At 46.9% G+C, this 17635-nt stretch carries 16 protein-coding genes; 10 read left to right on the forward strand and 6 right to left on the reverse strand.

Features of this window, described 5'->3' with window-relative positions:
• Position 1: 1 nt before the first annotated feature.
• From GVN20_RS19140 to rpmB, 7 genes are all read left to right on the forward strand, one after another.
• A complete protein-coding gene (locus GVN20_RS19140; protein ID WP_114067440.1) occupies positions 2-1225 on the forward strand; it encodes an MFS transporter in 1224 nt (407 codons plus the stop codon).
• A gap of 48 nt (positions 1226-1273) precedes the next feature.
• A complete protein-coding gene (locus GVN20_RS19145; RefSeq protein ID WP_166559889.1) occupies positions 1274-2119 on the forward strand; it encodes a sugar phosphate isomerase/epimerase in 846 nt (281 codons plus the stop codon).
• Positions 2120-2345: 226 nt separating this feature from the next.
• On the forward strand, positions 2346-5984 hold the full coding sequence (locus GVN20_RS19150) for a PKD domain-containing protein (RefSeq protein ID WP_166559890.1): 3639 nt from the start codon (positions 2346-2348) through the stop codon (positions 5982-5984).
• Between the two features lie 178 nt (positions 5985-6162).
• Positions 6163-6330, forward strand: a complete 168-nt coding sequence (locus tag GVN20_RS19155) for a GxxExxY protein (RefSeq protein WP_166559891.1) — start codon at positions 6163-6165, stop codon at positions 6328-6330.
• Between the two features lie 127 nt (positions 6331-6457).
• Positions 6458-7489, forward strand: a complete 1032-nt coding sequence (gene ruvB / locus GVN20_RS19160) for a Holliday junction branch migration DNA helicase RuvB (RefSeq protein ID WP_166559892.1) — start codon at positions 6458-6460, stop codon at positions 7487-7489.
• A gap of 302 nt (positions 7490-7791) precedes the next feature.
• Positions 7792-8175, forward strand: a complete 384-nt coding sequence (locus GVN20_RS19165) for a LytTR family DNA-binding domain-containing protein (protein WP_166559893.1) — start codon at positions 7792-7794, stop codon at positions 8173-8175.
• A 119-nt stretch (positions 8176-8294) separates the two neighbouring features.
• On the forward strand, positions 8295-8519 hold the full coding sequence (rpmB, locus tag GVN20_RS19170) for a 50S ribosomal protein L28 (RefSeq protein ID WP_013926610.1): 225 nt from the start codon (positions 8295-8297) through the stop codon (positions 8517-8519).
• 187 nt (positions 8520-8706) lie between these two features.
• Here rpmB and GVN20_RS19175 read toward each other — a convergent pair whose 3' ends face one another.
• From GVN20_RS19175 to GVN20_RS19185, 3 genes are read right to left on the reverse strand one after another with little or no spacing between them, the layout of a single operon-like run.
• Positions 8707-10170: a cellulose synthase family protein gene (locus tag GVN20_RS19175; protein WP_166559894.1), complete on the reverse strand. Its 1464-nt coding sequence runs from the start codon at positions 10168-10170 to the stop codon at positions 8707-8709.
• 36 nt (positions 10171-10206) lie between these two features.
• Positions 10207-10656, reverse strand: a complete 450-nt coding sequence (locus GVN20_RS19180; protein WP_166559895.1) for a PaaI family thioesterase — start codon at positions 10654-10656, stop codon at positions 10207-10209.
• 42 nt (positions 10657-10698) lie between these two features.
• On the reverse strand, positions 10699-11928 hold the full coding sequence (locus tag GVN20_RS19185; protein ID WP_166559896.1) for a glycosyltransferase family 4 protein: 1230 nt from the start codon (positions 11926-11928) through the stop codon (positions 10699-10701).
• 85 nt (positions 11929-12013) lie between these two features.
• On the opposite strand from GVN20_RS19185, the gene GVN20_RS19190 reads away from it, so the two are divergent.
• Together GVN20_RS19190 and GVN20_RS19195 are read left to right on the forward strand one after the other, a co-directional pair.
• Positions 12014-13207: an FAD-binding oxidoreductase gene (locus GVN20_RS19190; protein ID WP_166559897.1), complete on the forward strand. Its 1194-nt coding sequence runs from the start codon at positions 12014-12016 to the stop codon at positions 13205-13207.
• A gap of 7 nt (positions 13208-13214) precedes the next feature.
• The gene (locus GVN20_RS19195; protein WP_166559898.1) at positions 13215-13688 is read left to right on the forward strand and encodes a nucleoside deaminase; all 474 of its coding nucleotides are present in this window, start codon (positions 13215-13217) and stop codon (positions 13686-13688) included.
• Between the two features lie 83 nt (positions 13689-13771).
• Here the strand turns inward: GVN20_RS19195 and GVN20_RS19200 are convergent, their stop codons facing one another.
• From GVN20_RS19200 to GVN20_RS19210, 3 genes are all read right to left on the reverse strand, one after another.
• Positions 13772-14401 (reverse strand): LON peptidase substrate-binding domain-containing protein, encoded by a 630-nt coding sequence (locus tag GVN20_RS19200; protein WP_166559899.1) that lies wholly within the window; start codon positions 14399-14401, stop codon positions 13772-13774.
• 64 nt (positions 14402-14465) lie between these two features.
• Positions 14466-14975 (reverse strand): gliding motility lipoprotein GldH, encoded by a 510-nt coding sequence (locus GVN20_RS19205; RefSeq protein ID WP_166559900.1) that lies wholly within the window; start codon positions 14973-14975, stop codon positions 14466-14468.
• A gap of 23 nt (positions 14976-14998) precedes the next feature.
• Positions 14999-16522 carry a polysaccharide biosynthesis C-terminal domain-containing protein gene (locus GVN20_RS19210; protein ID WP_166559901.1) on the reverse strand — a complete coding sequence of 508 codons (1524 nt, stop codon included), beginning with the start codon at positions 16520-16522 and terminating at the stop codon, positions 14999-15001.
• Between the two features lie 197 nt (positions 16523-16719).
• Here GVN20_RS19210 and cysM point away from each other — a divergent pair, with 197 nt between their 5' ends.
• Positions 16720-17592 (forward strand): cysteine synthase CysM, encoded by an 873-nt coding sequence (gene cysM / locus GVN20_RS19215; RefSeq protein ID WP_166559902.1) that lies wholly within the window; start codon positions 16720-16722, stop codon positions 17590-17592.
• Positions 17593-17635 lie beyond the last annotated feature (43 nt).

Raw genomic sequence — 17635 nt, forward strand, 5'->3', positions numbered from 1 at the left:
TATGACCAAATCTTCCGATTTTAAACTTCTTCTTCAAGTGCCCGTTTTGGTAGCCGCCTTGGGCTATTTGGTAGATATGTACGATTTGTTTTTGTTTAGTGTGGTGCGCGTGCCCAGCCTCAAAGCCATTGGCGTAACGGGTGACCAACTCTTGCCAGAAGGCGTTTTTTTACTCAATATGCAGTTGGCTGGATTGTTGATTGGAGGCGTGCTATGGGGGATTTTGGGGGATAAAAAAGGCCGACTTTCCGTGCTTTTTGGTTCTATTTTACTCTATTCTTTAGCCAATATCGCCAACGGACTCATCACCAGCGTGCCTCAATATGCGGTTTTGCGATTCATTGCGGGCGTGGGTTTAGCGGGAGAATTAGGCGCAGGAATCACGCTGGTGGCCGAGGTTCTGCCTAAGCATTTGCGCGGGTATGGTTCGGTACTGGTAGCAACGATGGGTGTTTTAGGTGGTGTACTGGCCTATTTTGTCGCTGATTTGTTCGAATGGCGCATGTCATACTACGTAGGGGGTGGGCTAGGGCTTTTATTGTTGGTGTTGCGGGTCAACGTATTTGAATCGGGCCTATTTGTTAATCTCCGAAATAAAGATGTGAAGCGCGGTAATATCGGAATGCTCTTTACTCCGCAACGCTTGAAGAAATATTTGTTGGCAATTGTCGTCGGGGTGCCGTTGTGGTTTGTGGTAGGCATTTTGATTACTTTTTCGCCCGAATTCGGTATAAGTCACGGCTTAGCAGACCCCATCATTGCGGGCAAAGCCGTTATGCTGGCTTTCACGGGGCAAACATTCGGCGATATTGTGAGCGGCTTTTTAAGTCAGCGCCTACAAAGTCGGAAAAAAGCCATTCGCATTTTTCTGTTGATGTCATTCTCGTTCATGATTATTTACCTGATGGCCCCCATCCAAAACACGACCCAATTTTACATCCTTTGCGCCTGTTTGGGGTTTTGTAATGGCTATTGGACGTTGTTTATTATTCTGGCCGCCGAACTTTTCGGAACCAATCTTCGGGCTACGGTGGCTACTTCTGTGCCCAACTTCGTGCGTGGCGCGACCATTCCGCTGGCGGCGTCTTTTGTATACCTCAAACCTTCTTTGGGGGTAATAAATGGGGCGCTATTGATTGGAACGGTGGTGGTGGTTATTTCGTTGATTTGCCTTCAGTCGTTAGAAGAAACTTTTACCAAAGATATGAACTACGTGGAGGAGTAGATAGACGTTTGTCTAACCTCTTTATTTGTAACAATTAACCTGATTTTTATGAAAAAGCATTTGATTTATTTGTGTATCCTGACGAGTTTTTTGTCAACGGCGTACGCGCAGCGTTTCGGTAAATTACTGAAAGATACCCCGGGGGCGGTTTCGTACACGTTTCGAAATGAATTCAGTAAAGACGTGCCCGGCACCTTGGATAAGGTGAAGGCCATGGGTATTACTAACATTGAATTTTCTAATTTGTTTGGTAAAACGGCGGCCGAACTTCGGGCTTTATTGGATGAACGAGGAATGCGATGCAGTAGCCTCGGCGTCAGCTTTGCCGACTTGACAGATAAGTCAGAAACCGTGGTGCAGAATGCCAAAACGCTAGGTGCTGAATTTGTGCGGATTGGTTCAGTGCCGCACAAAGGGCCGATGGATGAAGCATTGGCCAAAAAAACGGTAGAAGATTTCAACCGTTTTGGACAAAAACTTAAAGAGAATGGGCTGACTTTCTGCTACCACAACCACGGGTTTGAGTTTGAGCCTTACGGACAAGGAACGTATTTTGACTACATCGTTCAGAATACCAATCCTGATGCCGTCTTTTTTGAAATGGATGTGGTATGGATGCACCTGCCCGGTCAGAATCCTGCCGAGATGCTCAAAAAATATCCTAAACGGTTTAAATTGATTCACCTGAAAGACCTGAAAATCGGGGTACCCAAAAGTACCTCTGGTAGCACACCCAACGAAAACTGTGTGGTGCTCGGTACGGGCCAAATCAATTACCCAGAGATTCTAAAAGCGGCCAAAAAATCGTCTATTAAGTATTTTTACATCGAAGACGAAAACCTAGGTGCCATGCAGCAAGTGCCTCAAAGCATGGCTTATTTGAAGAGCCTTTAGGTAGCTGATTTCCTTTTCGACATAATTTATTACCTTACCGTAGATTTCCATAAAATTTTCGGTAAGGTTTTGTCGTTTTTAGGTAGAACTCAATGGTCTGACCTGTTTTTTTTAGATAGTATTGAATTGATTACAACGTTTTTACGAAAAACTGCGTAAACATCTTTATCGACAAAAGGTTAAGATTAGGCACGAGATTTGAGGTAGGAGGAGTCAAATGGAACCCATGAGAAAAAAGCTGCACATATTTCTTTCATTCCTTGGAGGATGGATGCTGTTGGTGCTGTCTATCGGCACTGCGTACGCACAGCTAGAGCCTTTTAAGGTTTCAGGTAAATTATGCATTCCTGATCAGGAATGCTTGGCTGATTCAACGGTTTTTACGGATACATTGGCCACGTCAACGGCATGGAGCTGGGATTTTGGGGATGGAAGCGGTATTATTACTTCCACCAAAAATAGCATCAAGCACCTTTTTCAGACGCCGGGCATGAAGCTCATTACGCTGACCCGGACAGTAGCGGGCGTACCCGAAACGGTTACCCGAACCGTTAACGTGGGGGTGCCGCCGCCCGTTTTCCCCAATTGGCGTCGTGATACCATGATTTGTAAGGAGGATTTGGGGAAACTCATCCTAAATCCGTATCCTAACAACGCCCCGAATGGGGTTAAATACATGTGGTTTCCGAAAGGCGATACCACCCAAACGCTGCGCGTCGATAGTTCTGGCTGCTACTCTGTGGAAGTAACCAATGCCGACGGATGTACTTATGAGGATAAAATTACGGTAAAAGTCTGTTTGGAGCAATCCAATCAGGAAGGGGCCAAATGGTATTTCGGAAACAACGCGGGCCTTGATTTTTCGGGCGGAAGTCCCCAACCGCTCACCGATGGTCAAATCAAAACTCCTGAAGGGACTTCGTCCATTTCCAACTCCAAAGGACAATTACTTTTTTACACGGATGGAGTCAAAATATTTGATAAAAACGGGGCCGTGATGCCTTCCAAAGACACGGCGGCGCTGGCGGGAAGCCCTAATTCGACCCAATCGGCCCTGATTGTCCCCAAACCCACCTGCCGAGGCTGTGAATACTTGTATTACGTTTTCACCACCTCCGAAATCAACGGACAGAAAAAGTTTAGTTATAGTTTGGTAGATATGCGCCGCAATGGCGGCAAAGGCGAAGTGGTAGAAACCAATAACCTTTTGAATGATAATACCACCGAGCGGATTGCTTCGGTCAGAAACGACCGCGACTCTACGTACTGGATTGTGTCGCACGATTATAATAGTAATGTTTTTCGGGTATATCACGCCACGAAAGCAGGTTTGGAAGGTCCGTTCCAGTATGCCTTAGGGGCCGTCCAGGATACGGTCTCCAAAGGAGAAGGCTACATGAAATTTTCTCCCGCCGACAGTACTGGAATGCGCCGATTGGCGGTGGTGGTGCCAGGACCTCCCCGCAACCTTGTCGAAATTTACAATTTTAGCGATTCATCGGGGCGGCTGTCTGGGCCGCAAACGATTGATCTGGGGCCTGCCCCGCCCAAGGCCTACGGGGTAGAGTTTTCTCCCGATGGCACGAAAATGTACGTTTCGTTGCAGAAAGGCGATGCCGCAGGTGATACCACCCTTTCTCGATTATGGCAGTATGACATCAGCTTAGGCGATTCGGCACGGATTGCCGATTCCAAAATATTGATTGACAGTTCGGCCACGCAAGTGTACGGAGCGCTTCAGGTAGGGTCGGACGGTAGAATCTATCTGGCCATCAAAGACAGCCAATATTTAGGGGTTATCAACGAACCCGACGAAGACTCGCAGGATGAAGTAAGATTTGTAAAAGACGGTATATTTTTGGGTGGAAGTACAAGTCAGTTAGGACTGCCCAACTTTGTTCAAAACTTTACCAACGAATCCTCTGGGCCGGGATTTACCTATTCGGACACCTGCTCCAACCAAGCCACCAACTTTCAGGCATCTCCGCTCTGCGACCCTATCAAAGACAGTTATACGTGGAATTTTGGCGATGGGTCTGCTCCCGTAACGGGGCAAAATCAACAGGTACAGCATACCTACAAAATGCCCGGTACGTATTCAGTCAGTTTACGATTGGTAAACAGATGTAAGGATACTACCATCACCCAGCGCATCACAATTATTGCCACACCAGACCCTATCAATCTAAAATCACCGATTGATACCTGTGTCAACCGACTGGTGCTGGATGCAGGGGTGCAGGCTGAAGAGTACCTCTGGCTCCGCAACGGAGTGCCCCTTGCCCGAACGAAAACCATTACATTGCAGCCCAATGGTGGGTCGGGTTCGTACAGGGTATTTGCCGCAAACGGCATTGAGGCTCAATGTTTTTCAGAGGGCGCTACTCAGGTAAGAATGAAAAACCCTCCTCCATATAGCTTAGGGCCTGATACCAGCCTTTGTGTGGGGGGAGGCAACGTAATACTGAACGCAAAACCAACCCCTACCAACTGGAGCCAATTTCAGTGGAGTACGGGCGAGACATCACAATTGATTACCGTAACTCAACCCGGTACTTATTCTGTAAGGGTTGTGATTAATCCTGGGAGTTCTGATGTATGCGTCAACGAAGATACCATTGCGGTGCGGGCGCTGCCCAAAGCGCGGATAGCGGCGGTATTAACGCCGCCAACGGGTTGTACCACCACTGATGGGCAGATAGTCATCGGAAATATTTCACCGCCGAGCGGCAGTTATACTTTTGAGTGGTTTGGAGCCAACAATACGCCGCTGACCGCCACGGGAAACACACTCTCAAATGTAGGTGAAGGAACGTACCGAGTGATGCTGCGCGGTAATCCCGCCGTATGCGCCACCGATTCTTCATTTGGCCTGAGAGCGGTCAGAACATTGCGACTGCAACCGACCATCGTCAACGCGCGCTGCACGTTGCCTTCTTCGGGAGCTATTAATCTCAATACCTTGGCGGGAACTCCCCAAACCTACGTCTGGACCAATGCCACGGGGGCGGGGCTAGGAACCAATGCCGCCTTGCTTGCCAATTTATTGCCGGGTAAATACAACGTGAAAGTAACGGACGTAGGGGGGTGTGATACTACTTTGCGGGACATTACGGTTGGCATGACACCAGAAAAGTTTTTAAGCTTGGGGCCCGACCGTAAAAAGTGTATTGGTGACACGGCGTTGTTGATACCCTCATTGCCGCTTATTCCTGGCAACCAGTACCGATGGAGTACGGGCGAAACCACCGAGCGTATCAGCGTGACGCGGGGAGGAACGTATACATTAACAGTAACAAATACCGTAACGGGTTGTACCGACAACGACGATTTTACGTATTCATTGGCCCCGCGCCCTACTTATGACTTGACCAAAGAGGTACCACTGTGTGATCTTGACGATGGTGCAATGGCTACGCTGGCCGTGCGCGGTGGGGCTTCCAATCTGAGTTATTTTTGGTTCCATTCCGAAGAACGTACCCCGCGTGTTATGGTTAGTCTCGTCGGAAACTACCGCGTTCGCATCAGTAATCCTGAAGGTTGCGAACTCTTTGATACGGCTCGCGTAGTAGTTCGTTGCGAGCCGCGTATTTATATCCCGGATGTGTTTACACCCAACGGCGACGGCAACAATGATGTACTGAACGTGTTTGGCGACCACTTGACTGATTTTGAATTGAAGATTTTCAATCGGTGGGGCGAGGTGATTTTTTATACCAACGACATCAACCAAAAATGGGATGGTAGCTACCGGGGCAGTGTGTATCCGCCGATGAGTTATCCGTATGTGGTTTCTTTCAAATCCAAATTCTTCCCTGATCGACCGCGTGAAAACCAACGCGGAGCGGTGCTGCTTGTGCGGTAATATTTATTTCACGCAGAGCCGCGAAGGCGCAGAGTTTATTTTCTTTGCTCCTTTGCGACTTTACGTGAATAATAAACCATTGTGTCAGGTAGAGCCGCGAAGGCGCAGAGACCGTTAAGAAACATTTTTCTTGTTTTTCATCCGTATGTGCTTTTTTGCATGAACAAGAACCTTGCTCATGCACGAAAACGAAATCTCTCAAATCGTCATAAACTCCTGTTTCAAAATACATCAAAAACAGCTGCAAACCTACCTTAAATTGACTGGCCTAAAACTCGGTCTCTTAATAAATTTTAACGTACCTTTGATAAAAGACGGAATTCAAAGAATTGTTAATCGTTTATAAATCACACCACGCAAAGTGACGGGTTTTGTTTTCCGTCTTTGCCACAACGTCGGACCGTCGGACTGTCGCAATGGCGGACCGTCGCAACGGCGAACCGTACCTCAGCCACTCTGCGTGAATACGTATTATGCGTCAAGATTACTTAACAGGAACTACCGACCCGCTTTCCCCGATGGAAAAGGAGATAGACCGGGCATTGCGTCCGCTCTCTTTCAGCGATTTTGCGGGGCAGGATAAGATACTGGAAAACATTCGGGTTTTTGTACTGGCCGCCAAGCAGCGCGGCGAAGCCCTCGACCATGTGCTGTTGCACGGCCCTCCAGGGTTAGGAAAAACCACCCTTTCCAACATTATTTCCAATGAGCTAGGCGCCAGCCTAAAAACATCCTCTGGGCCAGTGTTGGACAAGCCCAGCGATTTGGCGGGATTACTCACCAACTTGCAGCCTAACGATGTATTGTTTATCGACGAAATCCACCGTCTTAACCCCGTTGTAGAAGAATATCTCTACTCGGCAATGGAGGATTACAAGATTGACATTATGCTCGACTCGGGGCCCAATGCGCGCAGTATTCAGATCAGCCTCAATCCTTTTACGTTGATTGGGGCCACTACCCGCGCGGGCTTGCTCACCTCACCGCTTCGGGCGCGTTTCGGGATTAATTGTCGATTGGAATACTATGATGCTAAGTTGTTGACATCCATTGTAAAACGCTCTTCGGGCATATTGGGGGCACCTATCGACGACGACGGAGCCTACGAAATAGCCCGTCGTAGTCGTGGCACCCCGCGTATCGCCAACAACCTCCTGCGCCGCACGCGCGATTTTGCGCAGGTCAAAGGAAGTGGACGAATTACGGTCGAGATTGCAGAGATTGCCCTGAAAGCCCTCGATGTAGACCAGCATGGCCTAGATGAGATGGACATTCGTATCCTGACCACCATCATTGAGAAATTCAAAGGCGGCCCTGTGGGGCTCTCGACCATCGCCACCGCTTGCGGCGACGAAGCTGAAACCATTGAAGAGGTGTATGAGCCGTTTTTGATTCAGGAAGGATTCATTAAACGTACTTCTAGGGGGCGTGAAGCTACCGAAAAAGCCTACCGCCACTTGGGAATCGTCCCTAAATTTCGGACGGGAGATTTGTTCCCAGAGTAGGTAGTAGGTCAATAAAAATGCCTTTTAAACAGGTCTGTTTCAACCCAACTGAGGGTGGAGGCAGACCTGTTTGTATATATGAAAATTACTAATTAATAATCAAAATATACCATTTGTGCAAAATGGCATCAGTAGATGGGACTTGTACTTTTAGAAAGCTTATTGGATAAAAGTGCGGTCTTAGCTTTTGTAATGACGTTTCAGACGCCATATTTTACATTTCATCCTGATTAGGTTTCTAAGTTTTGAGAATATACCGCAATTTTGCAGCGCATATTTTATAAAAACAGCCTCACTCAGCCATGAACAATCTCTCATCACTTTTAAGTCCTGCCGTATCTCCTGATTATTTGGAGTTAGTAAATCTGAAACGCTCTTTCTTTATTCGTACCGAAGATGTAATTTTTATCCAAGCGGATGTGAATTACGTCCGGATTGTCACCAAAACTGGGAAAGTTTTTGTACAGGCCAAAACTCTTAAAAGCTACGAACAAATGCTCAAAAAGACGAGTTTTGTACGTACGCACAAGTCGTATTTGGTCAATTTTCATCATTTTGCGGGTTATCAAATTACCGAGGGTGGTACGTTTATTCAATTGCTTGACGGCAAGAAAGTGCCAGTTTCGAAAAGACGTCGGCAATACGTGCAAACCTCTGTTTCACAAAAGCAAAACGGAGTAAACTAGGTTTATTACCTTATAAGGGCATTTTATCATTTTACGTAAAGCGTTTTTTTGACAAAGATTTGGCAGTTGCCAGAAAAATTACGACCTTTGCGCCTCATTCTGAAATTAAATCAATCGTCATGGCCAGAGTTTGTGAAATTACGGGCAAAAGAACACGAGTTGGTAATAACGTATCGCACGCTAACAATAGAACCAAGCGTAAGTTTTATCCAAACTTGCAGACAAAGAAGTTTTTCGTACCTTCTTTGAACGAGTGGGTAGAAATTAAATTGGCTACTTCAGCAATTCGCACGATCAATAAAAAAGGTATCGAAGCTGTTTTGAAAGAAGTTGGAGCGTTGTAATTAAACCGACAATCTTTTGCAAAAGACATTAACCCCGCTGCAGCGGGGTTTTTTGTTGTTATAGCTTCCCAAAAGTTTTAAGTAGTCGAGCAAAAGTATTCCGTGTAGAGGACGGGCGGCCGTTGCTCACAAACCGACCCTTGATTGAAGCCAAACCTACTTTTACAAACGTAAAAGTTGAGGAAGTTCAGGAGATTGAATGCTTGACAGAATAAAAGCTGACAAAGCCAAACCCTACGGCCAGCATAGCATGAAGTACGACCATCTGGTAAGAATGCCAATAAAACCCAAGACCTACTGCTGCCGCGAAGTAAACCGCCAGTAGAAGTTCAGCAATTGTGAGCCAGTTAAGGCTTTTGACAAGGTAGTTTTTTCGTTGCCAGCCATCTTTTTGTTGAACAATCCCCCACTTTGGTGTACGAATAAAAGGGGTTTTTTTGCCGAAGTAGCCTTCCAGAGCGGCAATGGCATTGTGCAGTGAGAGCCCCATAATGACGGTTAGAAAAAAGGGTAATTGCCACACAAACTGCCCGAAGGTCTTGTGACGGTAATGCGTGGTGCCGTAAAAGCCCAAGAGCATCAAGAAACTCAGCTGAAATATTCTAAAAATACCAAACAGATAATCGTATTTGGGTTCAAAAGCCGTAATCGCCAAAATGGGGACACTCAGCAGAGCCATGACGAAGACCGCCAAAAAAACGCCGCTGTTGAGCAGGTGAAACGCCGCGTAAACTTTCGTCGAAAACTTTACGGTAGTGCTTTGTAATACTTTTTTGAGGTTTTTGCGGGCGCATTCGGCCGCGCCTTTCATCCAGCGGTATTGCTGAGATTTGAGGGCGGGCATGGTGGCAGGAAGTTCGGCAGGTGTTTCTACGTTTTCGAGGTAGACAAATTGCCAGCCACGCAATTGGGCGCGGTAACTTAAATCAAGGTCTTCGGTGAGGGTTTGGGCCGACCAACCGCCAGCATCCACAATACAGCTTTTGCGCCATACGCCCGCCGTTCCGTTAAAATTGATGAAATGCCCAGCCGCATTGCGTCCTCCTTGCTCCACAATAAAATGCCCGTCTAGCCCGAATGCCTGCAATTGAGTGATGAGCGAATACGATTCATTGAGGTGCACCCAGCGCGTTTGGACTACTCCAACGGGCGCGTTCTCAAAATGCGGAATGGTGGTTGTCAGGAAATCAGGATGGGGAATAAAGTCGGCGTCAAAAATGGCGATGAATTCGCCCTTGGCTGCGGTAAGCCCGTAAGCCAACGCGCCTGCCTTGAATCCATCACGGCTGCTGCGTCGAATATGTTGAATATCAAATCCTTGTGCCTTATAGAGACGTACTTTTTGGGCAATTATGGAGACGGTCTCGTCGGTGGAGTCATCCAACACTTGAATTTCGAGACGATTTTTGGGATACTCAAAAAGACAGACAGCGTCGATGAGTCGTTCTACTACGTATAGTTCATTGTAGATGGGAAGCTGAACGGTAACCAGCGGAAATTCGAAGGACAAAGGTGTGATGTTGGATGCTGGATTTCCGTTTTCTATTCTCTTCTTTTTCCAATAATTCCATACCAGACTCAATTGCGCACAGCTGTACGAAAATAAAATGAGCGTAGGAACCAAGTATAGTATGATAACAATAACTTCCATAAAATCTAACCACTAACCACGCGTCGGTTTTCCCGACTAAAACGGAAGTTTAACGCCCGTTTGAATCATATTGGTACTGCATTTGGCTACTATTTTGCCCTCTAAATTACTGATTCTGGCTTCGCAATGAATCACGTTTTTGCCCGCACGAACCACATGCGCGTGTGCAGTTAGAACATCGCCGATGCGGGCTGCGTTCAAAAAATCACAATTAAGGTTGACCGAAGTGTAGCCGTACTCGCGGCCCAGTCCAAATACCATCATGCCCACGAGATCGTCCATAATGGCGGCGGCGGCTCCGCCGTGAAGCGTGCCGAGGGGATTCGTCATGTCTTGTCGTACGGTTACTTCAACGGTCATGGTGCCGTGTTGGACGTCTTTTAGTGTGCCGTTGAGCCAACGCCCTAGCGGCGAAGGACTTTGAATTAAACTATTGCCTATCTGTGAACGAAAAAAGTCTAAACGTGGATTGGTTTCGGTGCTCATTTGTTTCTTGATTTTCAGAGAATTGGGGCGCAAATATAGGCATTAGACCTGAGATAAATACCCAACATATTTGCTGGCCAAAAGGGCGCGGTCAAAATTTTCTTTTGCGTAGCGATAGCCGTTTAGGCCGTGTTGACCGACCAAGTCAGGATTTGCCAGATACATACGGATTTTCTGGGCAAAATCAACGTGATTTTCGGGTTCGACATACACACCTGCCTGTGCTTCTTCCACCAATTGGCGCGAAACCCCGTCGATTGCCATCAAAATAGGCTTTTTACACGCCATATAATCAAACGTCTTGTTGGAATAAACGGTTTTGAAGGTATCCACTTTTTTGAGCACCGACGCCCCCGCATCGGAGGCCAAAATGTAATTAAATACTTCTTTTTTGGGTACAGAATTGATAAAACGGACATTAGAAAGTTGTCGCCGTTGGGCTTCGGCTATCAGGTCTTTTTTCATCATACCGTCGCCAATGAGCAAGAACAAAACGTTGGTGTCTTTGAGCAACTCGGCCGTATCCAACACCTGTACCAAATGATTGGCTACGCCGTGTGCTCCGACGTAGGTCACGACAAACCTCCCTGTCAAGTCGTGCTCTTTTCTGAATTGGGCAACGTCGAATGAAGTCAATAATTCATCCGAAAGAGAAAAGTCGGCGGCGTTTGGGATGAAGATAATTTTGGAAGAAGGAACTCCTTTTTTTGCTAGTAATTTTTCCCGAAAAGCAGGTGTCAATACGTTGATTAATTTGGCTTTACGGTAGACGAATTTCTCAAACCAATAGGCAAATTTGATTAAAATACCGCTCGTAAGCACGCCCGTGTCAATGGCCGATTCGGGCCAAAGGTCGCGGATTTCAAACACAAAGGGGGTGCGTTTCAATACCGAAAGTACGTAGGCCGTAATACCCACAAAGAGGGGAGGAGATGTAACAACAATGACATCATAGTTGCCTTTGGCGTACCAGATACCGCCCCAAATGCTCGAAAAAGTAAAGGAGAAGTAGGCCCAAAGACGACCGAAAAAACTCTTGTTGTAGGACTCGGATACGTGGCAACGAATAACCTGCACCCCGTCTTGATTGGTTTCGGGAAGAAAGTATTTTCGGTGGTATTTGGCAGGACGATGCCCCATGTAATGCACCATGCCTGCCAGCACGGTTACTTGATGCCCCTCCGACTGCCAAAAGCGGCTCATTTCGTTCCAACGCGACCCGCCGCCGTCGTTGTCTTCCAAAAAATATTGATGTATCAGTAAAATTTTCATAGGTGACGCGAAGATAATCAGCCCGCTAGGTTTTTGGCTATCAATTTTAATACATTTGCATTTCTCAACCCTTTTTTAGCCTCTTATGTCGACCCAACCGACTTTTGCACCTAAAACTGTACAGGAAATCAGGCCTTCGCGTCGAGGTCCATTGTTGGATACTGGCTCTCACATTGCGGTGGTGGGAGCGGGTGCTTTTGGCGGCTGGACGGCCCTCTGGCTGCTTTGGTCGGGTTTTCGCGTTACGTTGATTGATGCTTGGGGCCCAGGGAACTCCCGCGCCAGTTCGGGCGATGAAACACGGGTTATTCGCTCTACTTACGGAGCCAACGAAACCTACTTTAACCTCAACGTGCGTGCGATTTCGCTTTGGCGTGAACAGCAGCAACGTTGGAATAAGTCGTTGTTTTTTAATTCGGGGGTACTTTGGTTTTGCTACGATGATGCGCCCGAAATGATTAAGGCAACGCAGCCTTTTATGAAAAAACACGGGATGGAATACGCATATTTTACGCCCCAAGAAGCCGCAAAACGTTATCCTCATATTAATACTAATGATCTGAATCACTTGGTTTTAGACCCCTATGGCGGGTATCTCAAAGCGCGCGAGAGTTGTCAGGTGGTCAATGAGGTTTTTGTACGGGGTGGAGGAACGTACCTCAATAAATTTGCTAAACCTAATCCGTTGGCCAATGGGCGACTCGAATCATTGGCCCTTTCTGACGGAACGGAGTTGGAAGCCGATGCCTACCTTTTTGCGTGCGGACCGTGGTTGGGCAAATTGTTTCCCGAAATTTTAGGTGAAATCATTACTTGCACCAAACAGGAGGCCTACTACTTGGGCGTTCCTGCGGGATATACCCACCTTTTTGACTCTATGCCTGCGTGGATTGACCTAGACGGGGAAGATTTTTATTATGGTATTCCGGGCAATGCGTATCGAGGATTCAAGATAGGGGTGGATAAACGGGGCGGAACATTTGACCCAACTTCCGGAGAACGAATTTTTAATGAAAGTGTATTGGCAAAAGCGCGGTCATTCATGGCCCATCGTTTTCCAGCTTTAGAAAACGCGCCGTTGGTCGAGAGCCGCGTTTGTCCCTACGAAAATTCGCCAGATGGCAATTTTATCTTGGACACGCACCCCGACGCCGACAATTGCTGGTTTTTGGGCGGTGGTTCGGGGCACGGGTTCAAACATGGGCCCGCATTGGGTGAATTGGCCGCCGAAGTTATCAGCGGTAAACGCGATTTGGAAGAATTATTTAGAATGAGGTAGAAAAACAATGAACGAACATCATAAATGGATGCGTCGGGCCATTGAAGTGGCACGCGCGGGAATGGAAAGCGGTAAGGGTGGGCCTTTCGGGGCGGTGATTGTCCGCAATGGAGAATTGGTGGCCGAAGGCTGTAATCAGGTCACGTCTACCAACGACCCGACCGCTCACGCCGAAGTCACGGCGATTCGGGTGGCGTGTCAAAAAGTAGGAGATTTTAAGTTAGACGATTGTATTATTTATACCTCTTGTGAGCCGTGCCCCATGTGTTTGGGGGCCATCTATTGGGCGGGCATCAAGAAAATTTACTACGCTTGCACCAAAGAAGATGCCGCCAACGCTCATTTCAACGATGCGTTTATTTATCGGGAATTGGATACGCCCAAATCAGAGCGGCAACTTCCGATAGAATGCTGCCTACGCGAAGAAGCCCTGAAAGTGTTTGAGGCTTGGCGAGTTAAGCAGGATAAAATTGCGTACTGATGTTTTTTCACGCAGAGTCGCTAAGGAGTAGTGCTTTTCCTGACACGTCTTTGCTCCTCTGCGACTCTGAGTGAGAAACTCCGCTAAAAATTAAGCGGGTCGAGATTTTTGAAGTGACCGTTGAGCTTGATGCGCTCTTTGGTTTTTTCCATTTCAGCCATGACAGGGATGACCTTATTGAGATGGCGCAGCAAAAAACGTTGGCGCTCAGTTTCGGAATCAATCGTTAAAACCTGATATTCTTCCTCCTGCGAAAGCCCCACTTTGTGCGCTACCTGATACGAAAAAGGAGAGATGGCACTGTCAAAATCAACCTGTGTTTGGAGAATGGTATACAGACGGTCGAGTTGCAATAAAAGCTCGGAAATCACCCCTTCCGATGATTCGGTCTCTTCCACAAACGTAACTTTACCGCCCGAATACAGTTTATCGGGAACGGGATTTTGGAATGTCAACACACGAAATGCCCGTATTCCTTTGGTTTTGATGTCCATTCGCCCGTCGTCGTAGCGTTTAGAGACGTTCACAATCTTCATTTCGGTGCCGTAGCCAGGCAACTTATTGTTGATGAATGCGGGAATCCCAAACGTTTTTCGTTCGTCGATGCACTCATTTATTAATTGCTGATACCGGGGCTCAAAAATATGCAAATTGAGGTTTTCGGTAGGATATGCTACCAGATTTAAAGGGAAAAAAGGGAGAAAACTTTCCATACGTGTAAGTCCTCAGCAGTGAGGAGCGAATAACGAGCAACCAAAGGCGTGATTTTGCTTCTGATTACTTCGGATTAATAACTTCTTTTTCAACGCTTATGCCCATGCTCAGAATTTCGGGTAGCGGGTCCTGACGCATGTATTGGCGGATTTTGAACGTATATTTTCCTTTGCGCGGAAAACGATAGCTTTTGAGGGCCAGTACTTTATGGTCAAATAAGTCTCCCAATCCATCGCCCAAAGGTTTACCGCTTTTTTCGTCCATCAAAATTAATTCATTCAACGCTTCGTTAACGATTTTGTTTTTGTCGTTGAGCAAAAAACGCTTTACATAGAGGTTATAGTAGGGGTACGCAATGCTGTTGCGCACCAGATAATACACGTTGTAAGTTTGTGTCGTATCGGTGATTTCAAAGGTAAACGCAGGCTCGTTTTTGACGTACCATTTCCCGTCTTCGATGTCTTCGTGGTCTTTATAGACCGAATTAGAATCACAGCTTCCGGCAAGGAGAAACAGGGAGAAAAGCAATAAATACGTAGACGTTTTTGCGGCAAGGCGGTGAAACAAATCCATAGTGTCGGGTACTGGTTAAAAAATTATCCTAAAATCTTAATTTTTCGGCGAATCTTCAAAGGTATGGAATCGCGCTCTACGACCAAAATTCCCAAAAAGTATACTAAACATAACGCTAGATGGTAGGCAAATGATACCCATACGTTGGAGATTGTTATCCACGAAGAAAGATAGACCAATACTGCCGCGCTACCGATGTAGCCCAATGCCGAGCCGAGTTGGTAGGGTACGGGATAATATTTTTCACCCAGCCAATAACACATGGCACACATGACCACGCTCGAAGCCAAAAAAGCCCAGGCACAACCCATGTAACCCATGGTCGGAATCAGTACAATATTGAGCACTACGGTCAGAATTGCACCTACAGTGGTAATCAACGTACCGAATTGAGTCTTATCGGTGAGCTTGAACCAAAAGGCCAAATTGTAATAAACGCCCAAAAACAGGTTGGCCAACAACAAAATCGGAACCACAGAAAGGCCCACGCGGTAGGCTTTGGACAACATATAATGTCCGATAATATCCACGTTCAGACTGACGCCTACCCACAGTACTACACACACGATGACAAACCATTTCATGACCGAAGCCAGCAAATGGGGAGCATTTTTGTCTTCGGCCTGCGAGAAAAAGAACGGGTCGGCGGCGTATTTGAAGGATTGAACGGCCAAGGACATAAAAACCGATAATTTGTAACAACTGCCATAAATACCGAGGGCATCTTCTGACGTTAGATTTGGATAAAAGCCTGCGGGTAATAAATGACGTAAAAACCAACGGTCGGCCATTTGATTGACAGTACCTGCCAAGCCCAAAATCAGGATAGGATATGCATAGACCCACATTTCGTTGAAAAGTGGCCCTTTCCAAGTGATTTTAAAACCTTTAAATGTATCGCGAAGTAAAAACAGAAAACAAGCGTTGGCAATCAAATTGGCGATAAAAATATAACCTGGTCCGATTTCAGGACGGTACAAAAACGCCCCCAACGACTGCAATGATGGTAGGTATTTCCCCAACGCAATGTCCCGACAAATCAGTAGAAAAAAGACATTGAGTAAGACGTTGATGATGATATTTATAATCTTAATTTTAACGAATTGTCTGGCCTTTTTCTCCAAACGTAAACGTGCAAACGGAATTGCAACAATGGCATCGATGGCTACTATGAGCGCTAAATAAATAATGTTGCTTGACTCGCCAGGGTAGTCTAGGGCCTCACTTATTTGTGGAGCCAACACAATCAAAGCACCCGAAAAAACAATGCTCACCAACGCAATGGCCGTGAGGGATTGGTTAAAATAATCCTGTCGGTGCTCAGGGGAGCGGTTGGCAAAACGAAAAAAGGCCGTTTCCATGCCAAAGGTGTACACCACGTTGAACAGTGCTACCCAACTGTACAATTCAGTATTGGACGACAGCTCTCCCGGACGTAGAAAAACGTAGGTATGTAGCGGCACCAAAAACCAATAAATAACCCTGCCCAGTATGCTGCTTACCCCATAAAGTGCGGTTTCGCCGGCTAATTTTTTAAGAACACTCATGCGTTAAATTGATAATCGACGGTAAGTAATCCGTCATAAATCGAGAATCAAAGATAGAGGGCTTTTGCGGTGCGGAAAAATGGATTTTAAATTTTTGCCCAATAAAAGGAACTCATCAATGCTTTATTGTGCTTAATTTTAAATCGCAAATGTAACTTTCAAATCGCAACTGCGGCAAATCGCCCGCAATCTGATATATGCCAACTCTCTTAGATTTTGTCGGAAATACGCCTCTGGTGGAACTGACACGCATGAATCCCAATCCAAAAGTAAAAATATACGGTAAACTGGAAGGGCATAACCCCGGCGGCAGTGTGAAAGACCGGGCCGCATACAGCATGATTAAAGGAGCGGTAGAGCGTGGAGAAATCAAACCTGGCATGAAGCTAATTGAGGCCACGAGCGGCAATACGGGTATTGCATTGGCGATGATTGCACGCTTGTATGGCATTGAAATTGAATTGTCTATGCCCAAAAACTCAACGCGTGAGCGTGTGTTGACAATGGAAGCGTTTGGTGCTACGGTGACATTGACGGAAACCATCGAATCAGCCCGCGATTATGCCGACGAGAAAGTAGCCGAAGGTGGGTACCTTATGCTTAATCAATTTGCGAATCCTGACAATTATCTGGCACACTACCGCACTACTGGGCCCGAAATCTGGCGGGATACCGAGGGACAAATAACGCATTTTGTGTCGTCGATGGGAACGACGGGTACCATCATGGGCACGTCCATGTATTTGAAAGAGCAAAATCCAAACGTGCAAATTGTGGGCTGCCAACCCACCGACGGCTCCAGTATTCCGGGCATTCGGAAGTGGCCAATTGAGTATTTGCCCAAGATTTTTGACCCTTCGCGGGTGGATAGAGTGATGGAAGTATCGCAGGCTGAAGCCACGCAACGGGCGCGTGAGTTGGCCCGTACCGAAGGGATTTTTTCGGGTATGAGCAGCGGCGGCGCGGCTCACTCGGCCCTTCAGTTGGCGCAGGAGCTGGAAGAGGGTGTCATTGTCTTCATCGTCTGCGACCGAGGCGACCGGTACCTGTCCAGTGAATTGTTTGGATAAAGCAGTCGCGTGGCTCTGCCGCTTGACCCTTATCATGAGGCCT

This window comes from Runella sp. CRIBMP (assembly GCF_009905605.1).
GTDB lineage: Bacteria > Bacteroidota > Bacteroidia > Cytophagales > Spirosomataceae > Runella.

Coding starts and splice junctions, on each gene's coding strand:
- cysM (WP_166559902.1), top strand. CDS start 16,720: ATGCCAACTCTCTTAGATTTTGTCGGAAATACGCCTCTGGTGGAACTG.
- GVN20_RS19175 (WP_166559894.1), bottom strand. CDS start 10,170: ATGGAAGTTATTGTTATCATACTATACTTGGTTCCTACGCTCATTTTA.
- ruvB (WP_166559892.1), top strand. CDS start 6,458: ATGCGTCAAGATTACTTAACAGGAACTACCGACCCGCTTTCCCCGATG.
- GVN20_RS19180 (WP_166559895.1), bottom strand. CDS start 10,656: ATGAGCACCGAAACCAATCCACGTTTAGACTTTTTTCGTTCACAGATA.
- GVN20_RS19195 (WP_166559898.1), top strand. CDS start 13,215: ATGAACGAACATCATAAATGGATGCGTCGGGCCATTGAAGTGGCACGC.
- GVN20_RS19145 (WP_166559889.1), top strand. CDS start 1,274: ATGAAAAAGCATTTGATTTATTTGTGTATCCTGACGAGTTTTTTGTCA.
- GVN20_RS19200 (WP_166559899.1), bottom strand. CDS start 14,401: ATGGAAAGTTTTCTCCCTTTTTTCCCTTTAAATCTGGTAGCATATCCT.
- GVN20_RS19190 (WP_166559897.1), top strand. CDS start 12,014: ATGTCGACCCAACCGACTTTTGCACCTAAAACTGTACAGGAAATCAGG.
- rpmB (WP_013926610.1), top strand. CDS start 8,295: ATGGCCAGAGTTTGTGAAATTACGGGCAAAAGAACACGAGTTGGTAAT.
- GVN20_RS19140 (WP_114067440.1), top strand. CDS start 2: ATGACCAAATCTTCCGATTTTAAACTTCTTCTTCAAGTGCCCGTTTTG.
- GVN20_RS19165 (WP_166559893.1), top strand. CDS start 7,792: ATGAACAATCTCTCATCACTTTTAAGTCCTGCCGTATCTCCTGATTAT.
- GVN20_RS19210 (WP_166559901.1), bottom strand. CDS start 16,522: ATGAGTGTTCTTAAAAAATTAGCCGGCGAAACCGCACTTTATGGGGTA.
- GVN20_RS19155 (WP_166559891.1), top strand. CDS start 6,163: ATGCACGAAAACGAAATCTCTCAAATCGTCATAAACTCCTGTTTCAAA.
- GVN20_RS19205 (WP_166559900.1), bottom strand. CDS start 14,975: ATGGATTTGTTTCACCGCCTTGCCGCAAAAACGTCTACGTATTTATTG.
- GVN20_RS19150 (WP_166559890.1), top strand. CDS start 2,346: ATGAGAAAAAAGCTGCACATATTTCTTTCATTCCTTGGAGGATGGATG.
- GVN20_RS19185 (WP_166559896.1), bottom strand. CDS start 11,928: ATGAAAATTTTACTGATACATCAATATTTTTTGGAAGACAACGACGGC.